The following is a 16,850-nucleotide window of genomic DNA, read 5'->3' as shown; positions in this document are numbered from 1 at the left end:
ACCCCAAACCCCTCCCCTGAAGGGGAGGGGCTTATTAGGTTTAACCCTCACGCCGCCGCCTTGAGCGCGCCGGTCCGGCAGATCAGCACCCGTCCCGCATTCAACTTCACCGGAATCACCGGGGTGCAGCCCTTGTCGCCGCCCTGCGCCTCGCCGGTTTCCAGCGCGATGTTCCAATTGTGCAGCGGGCAGGCGACCTTGTGGCCGTGGACGATCCCCTGGCTGAGCGGCCCGCCCTTGTGCGGACAGCGGTTGACCAGCGCGAACACCTCGTTGTCGCCGGTGCGGAACACCGCGATCTCGTCGCCGCCGTCCACAGGCACGGTGCGGCTGCCGCGCACCGGGATCTCGTGCAGCCAGCCGATGTCGAGCCATTCGCCGATCATGCGATCACCTCCAGATAAAGCACCCGTCCGTTTCGAGCGCAGTCGAGAAACCCGTCCCCGTGTCTCGACTTCGCTCGACACGAACGGGAGAAAAGGAACGTCATTCCGCCGGCGCCATCGCACGGGGTTTGAATGCAGCCATGTGCGCGTGCTGCTCGCGTTCCTGGCCGGCCGCGCGCTCGGCCCAGGGATCGTCCTGGCTGAAGCTCTGCGAATGCCAGAAGCGGGCCGCGAGTGCATCGCGCCCCTCGGCGTCCTCGACGATGCGGTCCTTGAGGTACTCTAGCCCGATGCGCTCGATCCACGGCGCGGTGCGCTCGAGATAGCGCGCCTCCTCGCGATAGAGCTGCACGAAGGCGGCGGCATAGTGCATCGCCTCCGCCTCGCTCGCCACCTTCACCAGCAGGTCGGTGGCGCGGACATGGATGCCGCCATTGCCGCCGACATGGAGCTCGTAGCCCGAGTCGACGCAGACCACGCCGAAATCCTTGATCGTCGCCTCGGCGCAGTTCCGTGGGCAGCCCGACACCGCCATCTTGAACTTGTGCGGCATCCAGCTGCCCCAGAAGCCGCGCTCGAGCTTGACGCCGAGCCCCGTCGAATCCTGCGTGCCGAAGCGGCACCATTCGGAGCCGACACAGGTCTTCACCGTCCGCAGCGCCTTGCCGTATGCGTGCCCCGAAACCATCCCGGCGGCGTTGAGATCGGCCCAGACCGCGGGCAGATCCTCCTTCTTGATCCCGAAGATGTCGAGCCGCTGCCCGCCGGTCACCTTAACCATCGGCGCGTCGTATTTCTCGACGACATCGGCGATCGCGCGCAGCTCCCTGGGGTTGGTCAGCCCGCCCCACATCCGCGGCACCACCGAATAGGTGCCGTCCTTCTGGATGTTGGCGTGCATCCGCTCGTTGACGAAGCGGCTCTGCTGGTCGTCCCGATATTCGCCGGGCAGCGCGCAGAGCAGGTAGTAATTGAGCGCGGGGCGGCACGACGAGCAACCGTCGGGGGTCGACCAGTGCAGCTTCTGCATCACCTCGGGGATCGAGCGCATGTCCTGCGCGACGATGGCGCGGCGGACATCGTCATGGCCGAAGCTGGTGCACTTGCACATCGTCTTCGGCCCGGCCTGGACCGCGTCGCCCAGGGTGAGCGCGAGCAAATTTTCGACCAGCCCGGTGCACGAGCCACAGCTCGCCGAGGCCTTGCAGCCGGCGCGCACCGCATCGAGGCTGCACGCCCCCTTCTCGATGCAGGCGACCACCTGCCCCTTGGTCACGCCGTTGCAGCCGCAGATCTCGGCATCGTCCGAGAGCGCCGCAACGGCCGCCTTAGGGTCCGCCTGCCCACCTCCCGAGGCGAAGGCCTGGCCGAAGATCAGCACGTCCCGGAGCGGCGACACGTCCTCCTGCTTCTTGAGCAGGTCGAAATACCAGCTGCCGTCGCCGGTATCGCCATAGAGCACCGCGCCGACCAGCCGATCGTCCCTGATCACCACGCGCTTGTAGACCCCGCGGCTGGCGTCGCGCAGCACGATGTCCTCGGCACCGTCGCCGCCCGAGAAATCGCCGGCCGAGAAGACGTCGATCCCCGAGACCTTGAGCTTGGTCGAGGTGACCGAGCCCTTATAGCCGCTGTGCCGGTCGACCAGTCCGTCGGCGAGCGCCCGGCACATCTCCCAGAGCGGCGCGACGAGGCCGTAGACCTGCCCGGCATGCTCGACGCATTCGCCGACCGCGAGCACGTTGGCGTCGCTGGTCACCATATGGTCGTCGACCTGGATGCCGCGGCCGACAGCGAGCCCGGATTCGCGGGCCAGCGCCGTGCTCGGCCGAATGCCGACCGCCATCACCACCAGGCTGGCGGGGATCACCCGCCCATCCTTGAGCTTCACCCCCTCAACCGCGTCGGTGCCGAGGATCTCGGCAGTGTCCGCCCCGGTCAGGATCGTCTGCCCGCGCGCCTCGAGCGCCGACTTGAGCAGCCACCCCGCCGCCTCGTCGAGCTGGCGCTCCATCAAGGTCGGCATCAGGTGCAGCACGGTGACTTTCATGCCCCGGAGGCTGAGCCCATGCGCCGCTTCGAGCCCGAGCAGCCCGCCGCCGATCACCACGGCGTCGCCGCCCTTCCCGGCTGCCGCGAGCATCGCGTCGACATCGCTCATGTCGCGAAAGCTGATCACCCCGGGCAGGTCCTTGCCCGGCACCGGAATGAGGAACGGGTCCGAACCGGTCGCGATCAACAATTTGTCATAGGCAACGGTGCGGCCGCTGCGCGACGTCACCGTCCGGCTGGTGCGGTCGATCGCCGTCACCGGATCGCTGGCGATCAGCTCGATGCCATTGTCGCGGTACCAGGCGGCATCGTTGATCACGATGTCCTCGAACGCCTTCTCGCCCGCGAGCACCGGCGACAGCATGATCCGGTTGTAGTTCACGTGCGGCTCGGCGCCGAAGATCGTCACCTGGTAGCGATACGGATCGCGCGCGAGCAGTTCCTCGATCGCGCGACACCCCGCCATGCCGTTGCCGACCACCACCAGATGCTCGCGTCGAACGGGCACGTCGGGTGCCCCTTCCGCCGCCTCCCCCGTCCAGCCTTCGTCAATCAGCTCCATGCGCAAGCTCCAAACGCGAAAAGGCCGCCATGCGGGCCGCTGGAGAGTTCCAGCGCCTGCATGGCGGCCTTGCCAATTCACCCTGACCGGCAGTGCCGGTCGATGCACCGCCGATTCCCGACCCTGGGAGCGGCGGCTATGTCTCGTTCGAGCGTCCTTGCCCGAGAGTGCGCATGATGCGGGTTCGCGCGCGCCGGATCAAGTGCGAATTTTGCACCGCAACATCAGAGCGTCCAATCGAGCTGCAGCCACAGCCGCCGCGTGTCGGTCGCGAAAAGGTCGGCCCGGTAATCGGCGTAGCGCACGGCCACCATGGTCCTGCCCAGCTTCTTGCTCGCCAGTAGGTTCAACTCGTCGCCATAATGCCGCGCCAAACGGTCGCTCTCGAACCGGTGATAGGCCGCCTGCAAGGTCACCCCCTTCCACCCGTAACCGATGCTGCCGTACAGATCGCGCAGCCCATCGGGCGGAGTGGTCAGGAACTTGTCGGCCCAGCCCTGGAACTTGAAGTTGGTGCCGAGCGGGAATTGAAACGAAGTCAGCGCCACGCCCTTGTCGGCGCCGAGCACCTCATAGCCCGCGCCGACCTTGAACCCCGATGCCTCCACGCCGGCATCGAGCAGGTAATAATCGGCGCGATACTCGTTCGGATTACGGCCATAGTCGGCCTGCCTGGCATAGCTCGCCTGGTAGCTGAGCTTCGCCCCGGGCAGCTTCTGCGCCCCCGCCAGCCGGACGCCATAGCTCTGGCTCGACAGGCGATAGCCTTGTACCGCGACCTCGTCCTGGTCGATCAGATAGGCGAAGCCGGTCAGCGTCCCCACCGAAGTTGTGTAGGACAGGTTCGCGAAGACATTGTCCCCACCGACCGCGCGCTGGCGGGCGCCAGTGCCCTCGACGCCCCAGATAGTCCGGACATTCCATACGTAGCTCAGGTCCGCCTTGAGGCCCTTGGCAGGCGTGAGTTCGATCCTGGCCGCATCATAGGTCTGGCCATTTTGGCGAAATCCACCTTCGCCGACGAAGCGGCCGTCGTCGAGCGCGATCCGCTGGCGTCCGGCGGTCACCGCGAATGCCTGGCTTCGGTATTGCAGCTGGGCGCGATAGAGCGCGACGTTCTCCGGATCGGCGACCAGCGGCCGCGTCGCCGCGCCGTGCAGCCCGTCATAATAGTCCCCGACCACCGCCATCGTGCCCTGCGCCTCGACAAGCGCGGTCCATGGTCCGGTCGACGCCTGCACGCCGGCCCGGACCCGCACCGTCAGCGCGTCGGCATCCTGTCCCAAGCCGTCCTGCTCGACATGCTCGTAGCGGGCGCGCGCTTCGGCCAGCGGCTTGATCTCCTGCGCGCAAGCCGGCGCGGCAGCGGCCAGCGCGGCCGCCGTCAACAATTTGCGTTTCATTCGCTTCCCCCTCGAGGGGCCTCGCAGCCCCCTCGGTTCAGATACGCGCGCCGCTGATCCAGGTCGAGCGCCAGCGCACCTTGACCAGGTTGAGCCCGGCGAACGCGACCAGCGCCAGCGCCGCGAAGATCAGGAAGCCGCCGGCGAAGCTGCCGCTCAGCTGCTTGGCGACGCCCAGCGACGAGGCGAGGTAGAAGCCGCCGATCCCGCCGGCCATGCCGACCAGCCCGGTCATCACGCCGATCTCGGCGCGGAAGCGTTGCGGGACGAGCTGGAACACCGCGCCATTGCCGGTCCCGAGCGCGAGCATCGCGACCACGAACAGCCCCAGCGCGCTGCCCACGGTCGGCGCGGCGCTGACGCCCGCAAGCGCCAGCGCGGCGACGACGAACACCCCAGACAGTGCCTTGATGCCGCCGATCCGGTCGGCGAGCGCGCCGCCGAGCGGCCGCACCAGCGACCCCGCGAACACGCAGGCGGCGGTGCAATAGCCGGCGGTGATCGTGGTAAGCCCGAAACGGTCGGTGAAGTAGATCGGCAGCGACGCCGCCAGCCCGACAAAGCCGCCGAAGGTGACCGCATAGAAGCCCATCAGCCACCACGCATCGGATTGCTTGAGCGGCTGAAAATAAGCGGCGAGCTTCTTCGGCGCGGGCGGGTTTGGAGCGTCCTTGGCCAGCGCCAGATAGGCGACGAGCACGAGGGTCAGCGGGATGCAGGCCAGCCCGAGCACCGCGTTCCAGCCGAAGATCTTGGCCAGGGTCGGCGCGAACAGTGCGGCGAGCACGGTGCCCGAATTGCCCATGCCGGCCAGCCCCATCGCCTTGCCCTGGTGCTCGGGCGGATACCAGCGGCTGGCGAGCGGCAGCGCGATCGCGAAGCTCGCCCCGGCAAAACCCAGGATGACGCCCAGCGCTAGGGTGCCCGCGAAACTGTTCACGCCCAGCGACCAGGCAGAGAACAAACCGGCGATCACGATTGCCTGGCTGATCGCGCCGGCGCGCTTGGGCCCGATTCGGTCGACCAGCAGCCCATTGACGACACGCAACAGCGCCCCCGCCAGAGTCGGCGTCGCGACCATCAGCCCCTTTTGCGCCGCGGTGAGATGCAAGGTCTTAGCGATTTCGGGCGCGAGCGGCCCGAGCAGCACCCACACCATGAACGCCAGGTCGAAATAGAGGAACGCCGCCACTAGCGTCGGCGTGTGGCCCGACTGCCAGAAGCTCGGCTTCGTTCGCACCGGCATCGGATCGACATCCGCGCCGCCGCCGGCATAGTCGAAGCCTTCGCGCATCAGTTCTGCAATCTTCATCGCCCGAACTCCCCAGTCTGCGAGAAACACGAAAAAAGCCGCCTCCGGCCTCCCGCGCATGCAGGGACCGGACAGCGGCTTTGCTGATCAAATTGCGGAGGCAGTCCCGGCACTGGGATGGCCTTCCAGGGACGCGCAGCGTCGCGCGTTACTCTAAAGCTTCATCAAGGCGAAACATTTCGCAAGTGCAAAAAACTTACGCGCAGTCAGCGCCCGAGCACCGCCAGATATCCCGCGATGTCCTCTGGATCGAACACCGCACCGTCGAAGAAGCGGTCGGGACCAAGGGTGAGCGCTCCTTGATGCGTCCCGACCCCGAGCGGTGCCGCCAGCGCGCCCTCCAGCTTCATGCTCGCCCCCGGCATCGGCAGCCCCGCCCCGCCGAGCGCGCGGCGGTAGATGTCGGGCCGGAAAACGTCGCCGGCCTGGCGCTCGATCGCCGGGTCTGCCGCGACTATCCCCCAGCGCACCAGCTGCGAATAGATCCACAGCGCCTGGCTCCGCCACGGAAAGCCCGCGGCCTCGCGATGGAACAGCAGGAAATCGGGAATGTCGACCGGCGCCTCGCCGCGGCGCAGCACCATGCGTCCGCTGAGCGCCGCGCTGATCCACTCGGCCGGTTGGCCGACATGTTCGGGTCGTTCGAGCAGCGCCGCCAGTTCGTCGCGATTGGCAGGATCGTCGCACCACGCCGCCGCCTGCGACACCGCGACCAGCAGCCGGTCGACGGTGTCGGCATTGTCCTCCATCCAGCCGGTGCGCATCGCGAGCACCTTCTCGACCCCGCGCTTCCAGATATCGACTCCCGCGGCGACGATCTCGCCTACCCCTTCGCCCACCGCGACGCTGTTCCACGGCTCACCCGCGATGAACCCGTCGATCTCGCCGAGCCGCAGCGCCTCGCCCATGAACGAAGGCGGCAGCACGCGCAGCTGGACATCGCGATCGGGATCGACGCCGGCATAGCCGAGCCAGTAGCGCAGCATCAGCGCGTGGCTCGAGAAGCGGTGGACCACGCCGATCACCGGCTTGCGCTTATACAGCCCGATCGCATTGGCGAAGTCGTGCGCCACCGCCTCGGGATCGCGCACGCGCCTTGCCGGATCGGGGTCGAGCGCCTCGGCGAAGGCGCTCGCCATCACCAGCGCATTGCCGTTGACGTTGAGCTTGAACGGTGCCGAAATCGCCGCGGGATGCTGGCTGAGCCCGAGATTGACCGCGATCGCCAGCGGCGCGAGCATGTGCGCCGCCTGGACCTGACCATAGACCAGCCGGTCGCGCAGCGTGGCCCAGGAAGTGGTGCGTACCAGACTGAGGTCGATCCCCTGCGCCGCCGCAAAGCCCTTAGCGCGGGCGACCACCAAGGGTGCACTATCGGTCAGCGGCAGGAAGGCTATGGATAGCGGCGTCATTACATGCCCCCCAACAGGCTATGGGCGGTGATCAGCGCCTCGCCGACCTCGGCAATGCGCTTGTTCTGACGCATCGCGGTTGAGCGGAGCAGCGCATAGGCATCGGGCTCGGACAGACTGCGCGTCTGCATCAATATCGCCTTGGCGCGATCGATCGTCTTGCGGTCGGCCAGCGCGGTGCGTGCCTCGTCCAGCTCGGCCTGCATCCGGGCAAAGGCATTGAAACGGCGGATCGCAAGGTCGAGGATCGGCTTGACCCGGTCCTTGCGCAGGCCGTCGACGACATAGGCCGAGACACCCGCATCGATCGCCGCGCCGATCATCGTCTCGTCGGACTGGTCGACGAACATCGCGATTGGCCGCGCCAGCGCACGGCTCACCGCGAGCATCTCCTCGAGCGTGTCGCGGCTCGGGCTGCCCAGGTCCATCAGCACGACGTCGGGCGCCATCCGCTCCATTTTGGCGACGAACGCGCCCTGCGGCGGCACGACGTGGATGTCGTCATAGCCGGCGTCGCGCAGCCCTTCCTCGAGAACGGTCGCGCGCAAGCCGCTGTCGTCGACGATCACGATCCGCACGTGCGCGCTTCCTCCGCAGCCCGGGTCAATCGTCGATCGAGCGCTTGTAGGTTTCGGGCAGCAGGAACAGCCCGACGATTAGGGTCACGATCGCTGCAATCACCGGATACCAGAGCCCGTAATAGATATCCCCTGTCGCCGCGACCATCGCGAATGCCGTCGCCGGCAGGAACCCGCCGAACCAGCCGTTGCCGATATGATAAGGCAGCGACATCGAGGTGTAGCGAATCCGGCTGGGGAAGAGCTCGACCAGCATCGCTGCGATCGGGCCGTAGACCATCGTCACCAGCAGGACGAGGGCGGTCAGCACCGCGACGACCAGCGGCTGGTTGATCGTGGCCGGATCTGCCTTGGCGGGGTAGCCCGCCCCCGCCAGCGCCGCCTTCGCGGCATCCTGGAAATCCGCAATCCCGACGGCCGCGGCGGCGCTGTCGGTCAAGACATCCTTTCGCGGGTCGTAGACCGGGACCTGCGTCGCGCCGATACGGATGACGGCGGTCGTCCCGGCCGGTGCTGCGAGGTTGCGATAGGCGACGCCCTGCTTGGCGAGGAAGGCCTTGGCAATGTCGCAGCTCGAGCGGTCGAACTTGTTCTTGCCGATCGGGTCGAACTGGAACGAGCATTCGGCGGGGTCGGCGGCGACGCTCACAGGAGCGGTGCGCTGAGCATGCGCCAGCGCGGGATTGGCGGCTTCGGTCAGCAGTCCGAACAAGGGGAAATAGCTCGCCGCCGCGATCGCGCAGCCCGCCAGGATGATTGGCTTGCGCCCGATCCGGTCGCTCAGCCAGCCGAAGAACACGAAGAACGGCGTACCGATTGCCAGCGCGATCGCGATCAGGATGTTGGTCGTCCAGCCATCGACCTTGAGCGTCTTTTCGAGGAAGAACAAAGCGTAGAATTGCCCGGTATACCAGACCACCGCCTGCCCGACGACCGCGCCGAACAGGGCGATCAGCACGATGCGAAGATTGCCCCAGCGACCGAACGCCTCGGTCAGCGGCGCCTTGGAGGTGGTGCCCTCCGCCTTCATCTTCTGGAACACCGGGCTCTCGTTGAGCTGAAGCCGGATCCACATCGACACGCCGAGCAGCACGATCGAGACGAGGAACGGCACGCGCCAGCCCCAGTCGGCAAAGGCCTCCTCGCCGATGATCCAGCGCGTGCCGATCACGACGAGCAAAGCCGCGAACAGCCCCAGCGTCGCAGTGGTCTGGATCCAGCTGGTATAGAGCCCGCGCTTGTTATCGGGAGCATGCTCGGCGACATAGGTCGCGGCGCCGCCATATTCGCCGCCGAGCGCAAGCCCCTGCGCCAGCCGCAGTACGATCAGCACTACCGGCGCGGCGACGCCGATCGACGCGTAGCTCGGCAGCAGCCCGACGGTGAAGGTGGACAGGCCCATGATCGCCATCGTGACGAGGAAGGTGTTCTTGCGGCCGACGAGATCGCCGATCCGCCCGAAGACGAGCGCGCCGAACGGGCGCACCGCGAACCCCGCGGCAAAGGCGGCGAGCGCGAAGATGAACCCGGTGGTCTCGTTGACTCCCGAGAAGAACTTGGCCGAGATGATCGTCGCGAGCAGCCCGTAAAGGTAGAAATCATACCATTCGAACACGGTGCCCAGCGACGAGGCGGCGATCACCAATTTCTCGTTCTGCGTCGCCTGATGATGGTCGGGCTGCCCCGCGCGCTCGGCCATGAATCGCTCCCCTCTCGTTAGCGCTACCCAACCACATGCCGGCGCGGCTGCAAACCCCTCGCGCTTCACAGCGGCGGCGCATCGTTCTAAACAGCGCGGATGATCGACCGCTTCTTCCTGTCTCACCCGCGCAGCGTCGGCGAGAGCTATGGCGAGCACGCAGCAACCGCCGCGCGCTTCGGCTTCACGATGATCGTCGGCGGTGCCGCCTGCCTGGTCCACGCAGTGCTGCCCAATTTGTTCGTCCGCACCGCGAGCGACACGGTCAAGCGGCTCTACGGCCAGATGAAGGCGCGCCAGCCCGCCTTCTCGCAGGAGCGCCCGGCGTTCCAGCAGCCCGAGTGGCAGATCGAATACGAAATCTAGCCGCGTGATCGAGCACGTCGCCATCATCGGCGCGGGGTTTTCGGGGACGCTGCAGGCGATCAACCTGCTCCGCCACGACGGCCCGCGCGCCACGCTGATCGAGCGCGCGCCGGTCGCCGGGACCGGGCTCGCTTATGGCGCCGCGCATCCGAGTCATGTGCTCAACGTCCGCGCCGGCAATATGAGCGCGTTTCCCGACGATCCGGCGCACTTCGTCCGCTGGCTCGAGGGGCGCGGCGTCGCCGATGCGCCCACCGCCTTCATCCCGCGCGTCACCTATGGCGAATATCTGCGCGAACTGCTCGAAGCCGCACTCAAGGATCCCAGCGGACGGCTCACCCTGCTCCGCGACGAAGTGCAGGACGTTGCGCTGGATGGCGGGGTGCAGGTCCGTCTCCGCGATTGCACCCTCGAGGCCGATGCAGCCGTGCTCGCCGTCGGCAACTTGCCCCCGCACGATCCCCCCGGGCTCGATCCCGCCGGGCTCTCCGCCGAACGCTACAAGGGCGATCCGTGGCATGCCTCGGTTCCCGAGAACCTGACCGCGGACGATACCGTCCTCGTCATCGGCACCGGGCTGACGATGATCGATGTCGTCCTGCTGCTCGACGCGCGCGGCTTCAAGGGGCGGATCGTCGCGCTGTCGCGTCGCGGGCTGCTCCCGCGATCGCATGCGCCGGGGAGCGATTGGCAGAAGATTTCGGAGCGCCCCGCCACCACCGCCTCGCGCCTGCTCCAGTCGGTCCGCGCGCGCGGCGATGCCGTCGGCTGGCGCAACGCGGTCGACGAGCTTCGCCCCTTCACCCAGGCGATGTGGGGCAATGCCAGCGAGGCCGAGCGCGCGCGCTTCCTCCGCCACCTCCGCCCCTGGTGGGACGTCCACCGCCACCGCCTCGCGCCCGAAGTTCACGCGCGGCTGAACGCAGTGATCGCGCGCGGCCAGCTCGAAGTGATCGCCGGCAAGACGCTCGGCTTCGACGAGCAGGCCGACGGGATCGAGGTGCGCTTCCGCCGCCGCGGCACCGACAGTGCCGAGACGCTGCTCGCCCAGCGCATCGTCAATTGCACCGGCCCGCTCGGCGATCTCGCCCGCACCGAGGAGCCCTTGCTCCAGAAGCTAGCCGCGCGCGGGCTAATCCGCCCCGACGCCGCGCATCTCGGCATCGATGTCGACAATCAGGGCCAGACCATCGCCGCCGACGGGCGTGCCAATCCCGACCTCTACGCGCTCGGCCCGATGACGCGCGGCGCCTTCTGGGAGATCGTCGCGGTCCCCGACATTCGCACTCAGACCTGGAACGTCGCCCGCCGCCTCTCCAACGCGCATTGGGTGGGGGGCGAAGGGCTTTAGCGGAACGTGACGAACATCGCCTACAGCGCGTCCTTCGCACGATAGTATCAATTGACACTATTTGCCTTGCGGCGTATTTCCGCCGCATGACCGATCCCGCAAACCCGCGCCATAATCCTCTGGGCCTCAACGGCTTCGAGTTCGTCGAATTCACGTCGCCCGATCCCGAGGCGATGGCGCGCCAGTTCGAGCAGATGGGCTTCGTCGCCAGCCACCGGCACCCGCGGAAGAATATCACCCGCTACAAGCAGGGCCGCATCAACCTGATGCTCAACCGTGACGAGACCGGGCGCGTCGCCGAATTCCGCGCCGCGCACGGCCCCTCGGCCAGCGCGATGGCCTTCCGCGTCGCCGACCCGGCCAAGGCGATGGAATGGGCGCTGGCGCATGGCGGCGAGGCCACCCAAGAAGACGATACCGTCATCCAGGGCATCGGCGGATCCTACCTCTATTTCATCCAGGACGGCGCCGACCTCTATGCCGATTGGCAGGAAGTCCCCGGCTGGCAGCAGGCCGAGGCCGAGAACAATGTCGGGCTCGACCTGCTCGACCATCTCACCCACAATGTCCGCCGCGGCCAGATGCGGGTGTGGTCGGAGTTCTACAAGACGCTCTTCGGCTTCGAGGAGCAGAAATATTTCGACATCAAGGGCCAGGCCACCGGGCTATTCAGCCAGGCGATGATCGCGCCCGACAAGGCGATCCGCATCCCGCTCAACGAGAGCCAGGACGACAACAGCCAGATCGAGGAATTCATCCGCGAATATCAGGGCGAGGGCATCCAGCACCTCGCGCTGACGACCGAGGATATCTACGACACGGTGGAGCGCCTGCGTGCCCGCGGCGTCAAGCTGCAGGACACGATCGAAACCTATTTCGAGCTGATCGACAAGCGCGTCCCCGGCCACGGCGAGGACGTCGAGCGGCTGCGCAAGAACCGCATCCTGATCGACGGCTCGGTCGAGCGCGGCGAGGGGCTGCTGCTGCAGATCTTCACCGAGAACATGTTCGGCCCGATCTTCTTCGAGATCATCCAGCGCAAGGGCAATGAAGGCTTCGGCAACGGCAATTTCCAGGCGTTATTCGAGAGCATCGAGCTCGACCAGATCCGCCGCGGGGTGATCAAGGTCGACGCATAGGTTCGGAGAGGGAGGCCGGGGAAGCGTCGCTGCCTATGCGGCGCTCACCCCGGCCCATTCAGGCGAGCGCGAGGTCGCGCTGCCCCTCCGACACGCCCTCGCGGAAGCGCGCCTCGTCGAGGATGCCCTCGCGCTTGGCGACGATCACCGGCACCAGCATCTGCCCTGCGACATTGGTCGCCGTCCGGCCCATGTCGAGGATCGGATCGATCGCGAGCAGCAGCCCGACGCCGTCCAGCGGCAGCCCCAAGGTCGACAGGGTCAGCGTGAGCATCACCGTCGCGCCGGTCAGCCCGGCGGTTGCGGCCGAGCCCAGCACCGAGACGAACGCGATCAGCGCATACTGCTGCAACCCGAGCGGTATTCCGTAGAATTGCGCGACGAAGATCGCCGAGATCGCCGGATAGATCGCCGCGCAGCCGTCCATCTTGGTAGTCGCGCCGAGCGGCACCGCGAAGGCGGCATAGGCGCGCGACACGCCGAGCGCGCGCTCGGTCCGCTCCTCGGTAACGGGCAGCGTGCCGACCGACGAGCGCGACACGAAGCCGAGCTGGATCGCCGGCCAGGCCGAGGCGAAGAATCGCAACGGGCTCAGCCCGTGCGCGGCGAGCAGGACCGGATAGACCAGGAACAGCACCAGCGCGAGGCCGAGATAGACCGCGCCGGCATAGGTGCCGAGCGCGGCGAGCGACTCCCAGCCGTAACGGACCACCGCGTCGCCGATCAGCGCGGCGGTGCCGATCGGGGTGAGGCGGATCACCCAGCGCAGCAGCAGCCGGAAGACCGCGAGCGCCGAGCCGTTGAAGTCGAGGAAGCGATGCCCCGCCTCGCCTGCCCGCACCGCCGCCGCGCCGATTGCCACGGCGAGCACGATGATCTGGAGGACGTTGAACGACAGCGAGGTGCTGGCCGCCCCTTCGGAAAGCTTGGTCGATGCGGCGATGCCGAGGAAGTTGGCGGGGACCAGCCCCTTGAGGAAATCGAGCCAGCTGCCGGTGCTCGACGGCGCCGCGGCGGCGCTGGCGGCCACCGCGCTATGATGCCCCGGCTGGAGGACGAGCCCGAGCGTGATGCCGATCGCCACCGCGATCCCCGCGGTGATCGCGAACCACAAAAGCGTGCGCACCACCAGCCGGGCGGCGTTGTTCAAGTCGCGCAGCGCCGCGATCGACGCGACGATCGCAGTGAACACCAGGGGCGGCACCAGCAGCTTGAGGAGCTGGACGAAGATCTGGCCGACCGTCTGCAACCCCTGGGCGAGGCCGTTCGCGGTCTCGCCGTCGCTGCCGATCGTCCGTGCCGCCAATCCCAGCGCCAGCCCGGCGACCATGCCGATCGCGACCTGCATGCCGAAGCCCGGCAGCGGGAAGCGCCGCGGTTCGGCAATATGGGTGGCCATTGGTTACGACTCCGGAATTAAACCTACTAATTACGTAGGAATTGTCGGGCCGTCCCGAAAGCAAGTTTAGGTTCGCGTGCTGAAAGCCAGCGCGCGGCAGTTGGTAACATTTGACACTTTATCCGCCGCGCGACACAGAGGCGGCCTGGAGAGCGAAGCGATGACCGACTATTTTCCCGGCTTCGGCAACCATGTTTCGACCGAGGCGGTCGCCGGCGCGCTGCCGGTCGGCCGCAACTCGCCGCAACGGCCTGCCTTCGGCCTCTATGCCGAGCAGCTCTCCGGCACCGCCTTCACGGCGCCGCGCCACGAGAATCGCCGCTCCTGGCTCTATCGTCTCCGCCCTAGCGCCGAGCATCCCCCTTATGCGCGTTACCAGGGCGCGCCGAACTTCGCCCCCGGCACGGTCGACGCCCCTTTGCCCCCCAACCGCCTGCGCTGGGACCCCATCGAAGCGCCCGCCCGCGGCACCGACCTGATCGACGGCATGACGACGATGCTGGCCAATCGCGACCCCGCCGATCTCGAGGGTGTCGCGGTGCATGTCTACGCGGCGAACAAGGACATGAACGACCGCGTCTTCGTCGACGCCGATGGCGAACTGCTGTTCATCCCCCAGGCCGGCCGCCTCCAGCTTCTCACCGAGCTCGGCCGCGTCGACATTGCCCCCGGCAAGATCGCGCTGATCCCGCGCGGCGTGAAGTTCCGCGCGCTGCTCCCCGACGGCGAGGCGCGCGGCTATGTCGCCGAGAATCACGGCGCGCTGTTCCGCCTCCCCGATCTCGGCCCGATCGGCGCCAACGGCCTCGCCAATCCGCGCGATTTCGAGACCCCCGCCGCGTGGTTCGAGGATCGCGACGAAGCGACCGAGATTGTGCAGAAGTCGTTGGGAAGCCTGTGGACAACCACGCTCGACCATAGCCCGCTCGACGTCGTCGCCTGGCACGGCAATCTCGCGCCATGGCGCTACGATCTCGCCCGCTTCAACACGATCAACACGGTGAGCTTCGATCATCCCGATCCGTCGATCTTCACCGTGCTGACCTCGCCGAGCGACGTGCCGGGCCGTGCCAATGCCGATTTCGTGATCTTCCCGCCGCGCTGGATGGTCGCCGAGGACAGCTTCCGCCCGCCCTGGTTCCACCGCAATGTGATGAGCGAGGCGATGGGGCTGATCACCGGCGCCTATGACGCCAAGGCCGAGGGCTTCGCGCCCGGCGGGCTCTCCTTGCACAACCTCATGGCCGGCCACGGCCCCGACCTCGCCAGCTGGGAAGCCGCGAGCAACGCCGCACTCAAGCCGCACAAGATCGCCGGCACGATGGCGTTCATGGTCGAGACCTGCTGGCCGTATCGCCCGACGCAATATGCGCTGGATCGGGCGCAGCCGGACTATGACGCGGCGTGGAAGGGGTTTCCGAAGGCGGTGTTGCCTTGATCCTCCCCGGCACGGGGAGGTGGCAGCGCGAAGCGCTGACGGAGGGGGCTCTCCACCAGCGATATCCCAGGTGGCACGCCCCCTCCACCATGCTGCGCATGGTCCCCCTCCCCGTTCCGGGGAGGATCTAGTGAACCGCCTTACCGCGACCCCCGCCGGCGTGACCCTCGGCCCGCTCGCCCTGATCCCCGACAATTCCGCGCGCAACTTCGTCCTCGAACTCCGCGCCGGTCGCTTCCACGGCTTCGTCGTCCGCAAGGGCGAGTCGGTCCATGGCTATGTCGACCTTTGCGCGCATATGGCCCTCCCGCTCGCGCAGGAACTCGACGCCTATCTCACGCCCGACGCCGGCCTGATCCAGTGCAGCTGGCACGGCGCGCTCTATCGAATCGAGGACGGCGAATGCGTCGGCGGCCCGTGCGTGGGCGCGCGGCTGCGCCCCTGGCCGGTGACCGTCGCCGAGGGCATGATCGTCACTGCCTGACCGCTTGCGATCCCGCGCGGAATCGGCGAAAAGCGGCGCAAATAGGACAGCATTGCTGACACGTCCTCAAGGAGAGGCAGGATGGACCCTACGCTCGATTTCGGCCTCGGCGACACCGCCGACATGATCCGCGACACCACCGCGCGTTTCGCCAAGGAGCGGATCGAACCGCTCGCCGCGAAGATCGACGCCGAGGACTGGTTCCCCCGCGAGCTCTGGCCGGCGATGGGCGAGCTCGGGCTGCACGGCATCACCGTCGAGGAGGAATTTGGCGGGCTCGGGCTCGGCTATCTCGAGCATGTCATCGCCTGCGAGGAAGTCAGCCGTGCCTCGGCGTCGATCGGGCTCAGCTACGGCGCGCATTCGAACCTGTGCATCAACCAGATCCGCCGCTGGGCCAATGACGAGCAGAAGGCCAAGTATCTGCCCAAGCTGATCTCGGGCGAGCATGTCGGCAGCCTGGCGATGTCCGAGGCAGGCGCCGGCTCCGACGTCGTCTCGATGAAGCTGCGCGCCGAGAAAACTGACCGCGGCTATGTCCTCAACGGCACCAAATTCTGGATCACCAACGCGGCTTATGCCGACACGCTCGTCGTCTATGCCAAGACCGGCGAGGGATCGCGCGGGATCACCACCTTCCTGATCGAGAAGGACATGCCGGGCTTCTCGATCGGCCAGAAGATCGACAAGATGGGGATGCGCGGCTCGCCCACCGCCGAGCTCGTGTTCAACGACTGCGAGGTTTCCGAGGAGCAGGTGATAGGCCCGCTCAACGGCGGCGTCGGCATGCTGATGTCGGGCCTCGATTATGAGCGCACCGTGCTCGCCGGCATCCAGCTCGGGATCATGCAGGCGTGCCTCGACGTGGTCCTCCCCTATCTGCGCGAGCGCAAGCAGTTCGGCCAGCCGATCGGGCATTTCCAGCTGATGCAGGCCAAGGTGGCTGACATGTACGTCGCGCTCAATTCGGCGCGGGCGTACGTCTATACCGTCGCCAAGAATTGCGACGCCGGCCGGACGACGCGGTTCGATGCGGCGGGCGCGATCCTGCTCGCCTCGGAGAATGCGGTGCGCGTGTCGCTCGAGGCGATCCAGGCGTTGGGCGGCGCCGGCTATACCAAGGATTGGCCGGTCGAACGCTTCGCCCGCGACGCCAAGCTGCTCGATATCGGCGCCGGGACCAACGAGATCCGGCGGATGCTGATCGGCCGGGAATTGGTGGGGGGCTGAGCAAGAAAAGCCCCTCCCCTTCAGGGGAGGGGCTTTTCT

14 protein-coding genes are annotated in these 16,850 nt (G+C 67.3%); 6 read left to right on the top strand and 8 right to left on the bottom strand.

Features of this window, described 5'->3' with window-relative positions; all coding sequences use genetic code 11:
• Positions 1–47: 47 nt before the first annotated feature.
• The 7 genes from nirD to AC3WJI_RS19980 all read right to left on the bottom strand — a co-directional run bounded on the left by nirD (position 48) and on the right by AC3WJI_RS19980 (position 9,404).
• Positions 48–386, bottom strand: a complete 339-nt coding sequence (gene nirD / locus AC3WJI_RS20010) for a nitrite reductase small subunit NirD (protein WP_492759059.1) — start codon at positions 384–386, stop codon at positions 48–50.
• A gap of 100 nt (positions 387–486) precedes the next feature.
• Positions 487–3,000, bottom strand: a complete 2,514-nt coding sequence (gene nirB, locus AC3WJI_RS20005) for a nitrite reductase large subunit NirB (protein WP_492759058.1) — start codon at positions 2,998–3,000, stop codon at positions 487–489.
• 224 nt (positions 3,001–3,224) lie between these two features.
• Positions 3,225–4,403, bottom strand: coding sequence for an alginate export family protein (locus tag AC3WJI_RS20000; RefSeq protein ID WP_492759057.1), 1,179 nt, complete (start codon positions 4,401–4,403; stop codon positions 3,225–3,227).
• A 37-nt stretch (positions 4,404–4,440) separates the two neighbouring features.
• Entirely contained in the window at positions 4,441–5,649 is a 1,209-nt protein-coding gene (locus AC3WJI_RS19995) for a nitrate/nitrite transporter (protein ID WP_492759060.1), read from the bottom strand.
• Between the two features lie 272 nt (positions 5,650–5,921).
• The gene (locus tag AC3WJI_RS19990; RefSeq protein WP_492759056.1) at positions 5,922–7,127 is read right to left on the bottom strand and encodes a CmpA/NrtA family ABC transporter substrate-binding protein; all 1,206 of its coding nucleotides are present in this window, start codon (positions 7,125–7,127) and stop codon (positions 5,922–5,924) included.
• A complete protein-coding gene (locus AC3WJI_RS19985) occupies positions 7,127–7,705 on the bottom strand; it encodes an ANTAR domain-containing response regulator (protein WP_492759055.1) in 579 nt (192 codons plus the stop codon). The genes AC3WJI_RS19990 and AC3WJI_RS19985 overlap by 1 nt, the downstream gene beginning before the upstream one ends.
• A gap of 25 nt (positions 7,706–7,730) precedes the next feature.
• Positions 7,731–9,404 carry an MFS transporter gene (locus tag AC3WJI_RS19980; protein WP_492759054.1) on the bottom strand — a complete coding sequence of 558 codons (1,674 nt, stop codon included), beginning with the start codon at positions 9,402–9,404 and terminating at the stop codon, positions 7,731–7,733.
• A gap of 99 nt (positions 9,405–9,503) precedes the next feature.
• On the opposite strand from AC3WJI_RS19980, the gene AC3WJI_RS19975 reads away from it, so the two are divergent.
• From AC3WJI_RS19975 to hppD, 3 genes are all read left to right on the top strand, one after another.
• Positions 9,504–9,770, top strand: a complete 267-nt coding sequence (locus AC3WJI_RS19975) for a DUF6356 family protein (protein ID WP_492759053.1) — start codon at positions 9,504–9,506, stop codon at positions 9,768–9,770.
• Between the two features lie 4 nt (positions 9,771–9,774).
• The gene (locus AC3WJI_RS19970; RefSeq protein ID WP_492759052.1) at positions 9,775–11,121 is read left to right on the top strand and encodes an FAD/NAD(P)-binding protein; all 1,347 of its coding nucleotides are present in this window, start codon (positions 9,775–9,777) and stop codon (positions 11,119–11,121) included.
• 86 nt (positions 11,122–11,207) lie between these two features.
• Positions 11,208–12,260 carry a 4-hydroxyphenylpyruvate dioxygenase gene (hppD, locus tag AC3WJI_RS19965; protein ID WP_492759051.1) on the top strand — a complete coding sequence of 351 codons (1,053 nt, stop codon included), beginning with the start codon at positions 11,208–11,210 and terminating at the stop codon, positions 12,258–12,260.
• A 58-nt stretch (positions 12,261–12,318) separates the two neighbouring features.
• Here hppD and AC3WJI_RS19960 read toward each other — a convergent pair whose 3' ends face one another.
• Positions 12,319–13,659, bottom strand: a complete 1,341-nt coding sequence (locus tag AC3WJI_RS19960; protein WP_492759050.1) for a dicarboxylate/amino acid:cation symporter — start codon at positions 13,657–13,659, stop codon at positions 12,319–12,321.
• 160 nt (positions 13,660–13,819) lie between these two features.
• Between AC3WJI_RS19960 and hmgA the strand changes: the two genes are divergently transcribed.
• The 3 genes from hmgA (at position 13,820) to AC3WJI_RS19945 (ending at position 16,811) form a co-directional block, all read left to right on the top strand.
• Positions 13,820–15,097: a homogentisate 1,2-dioxygenase gene (gene hmgA, locus AC3WJI_RS19955; protein WP_492759049.1), complete on the top strand. Its 1,278-nt coding sequence runs from the start codon at positions 13,820–13,822 to the stop codon at positions 15,095–15,097.
• Between the two features lie 130 nt (positions 15,098–15,227).
• The gene (locus tag AC3WJI_RS19950) at positions 15,228–15,581 is read left to right on the top strand and encodes a Rieske (2Fe-2S) protein (RefSeq protein ID WP_492759048.1); all 354 of its coding nucleotides are present in this window, start codon (positions 15,228–15,230) and stop codon (positions 15,579–15,581) included.
• Between the two features lie 81 nt (positions 15,582–15,662).
• Positions 15,663–16,811 (top strand): isovaleryl-CoA dehydrogenase, encoded by a 1,149-nt coding sequence (locus AC3WJI_RS19945; RefSeq protein ID WP_492759047.1) that lies wholly within the window; start codon positions 15,663–15,665, stop codon positions 16,809–16,811.
• Positions 16,812–16,850 lie beyond the last annotated feature (39 nt).

Source organism: Sphingomonas sp. FW306-1B-B10E (assembly GCF_058782005.1).
The sequence above is the reverse complement of the archived record's forward strand: the minus strand, read 5'-3'. Positions and strand labels throughout refer to the sequence as shown.

Bases quoted from the DNA above. Each gene is read 5' to 3' on its own strand.
- nirD (WP_492759059.1), bottom strand. From the start codon at position 386: ATGATCGGCGAATGGCTCGACATCGGCTGGCTGCACGAGATCCCGGTG.
- nirB (WP_492759058.1), bottom strand. From the start codon at position 3,000: ATGGAGCTGATTGACGAAGGCTGGACGGGGGAGGCGGCGGAAGGGGCA.
- AC3WJI_RS20000 (WP_492759057.1), bottom strand. From the start codon at position 4,403: ATGAAACGCAAATTGTTGACGGCGGCCGCGCTGGCCGCTGCCGCGCCG.
- AC3WJI_RS19995 (WP_492759060.1), bottom strand. From the start codon at position 5,649: ATGCCGGTGCGAACGAAGCCGAGCTTCTGGCAGTCGGGCCACACGCCG.
- AC3WJI_RS19990 (WP_492759056.1), bottom strand. From the start codon at position 7,127: ATGACGCCGCTATCCATAGCCTTCCTGCCGCTGACCGATAGTGCACCC.
- AC3WJI_RS19980 (WP_492759054.1), bottom strand. From the start codon at position 9,404: ATGGCCGAGCGCGCGGGGCAGCCCGACCATCATCAGGCGACGCAGAAC.
- AC3WJI_RS19975 (WP_492759053.1), top strand. From the start codon at position 9,504: ATGATCGACCGCTTCTTCCTGTCTCACCCGCGCAGCGTCGGCGAGAGC.
- hppD (WP_492759051.1), top strand. From the start codon at position 11,208: ATGACCGATCCCGCAAACCCGCGCCATAATCCTCTGGGCCTCAACGGC.
- AC3WJI_RS19960 (WP_492759050.1), bottom strand. From the start codon at position 13,659: ATGGCCACCCATATTGCCGAACCGCGGCGCTTCCCGCTGCCGGGCTTC.
- hmgA (WP_492759049.1), top strand. From the start codon at position 13,820: ATGACCGACTATTTTCCCGGCTTCGGCAACCATGTTTCGACCGAGGCG.
- AC3WJI_RS19945 (WP_492759047.1), top strand. From the start codon at position 15,663: ATGGACCCTACGCTCGATTTCGGCCTCGGCGACACCGCCGACATGATC.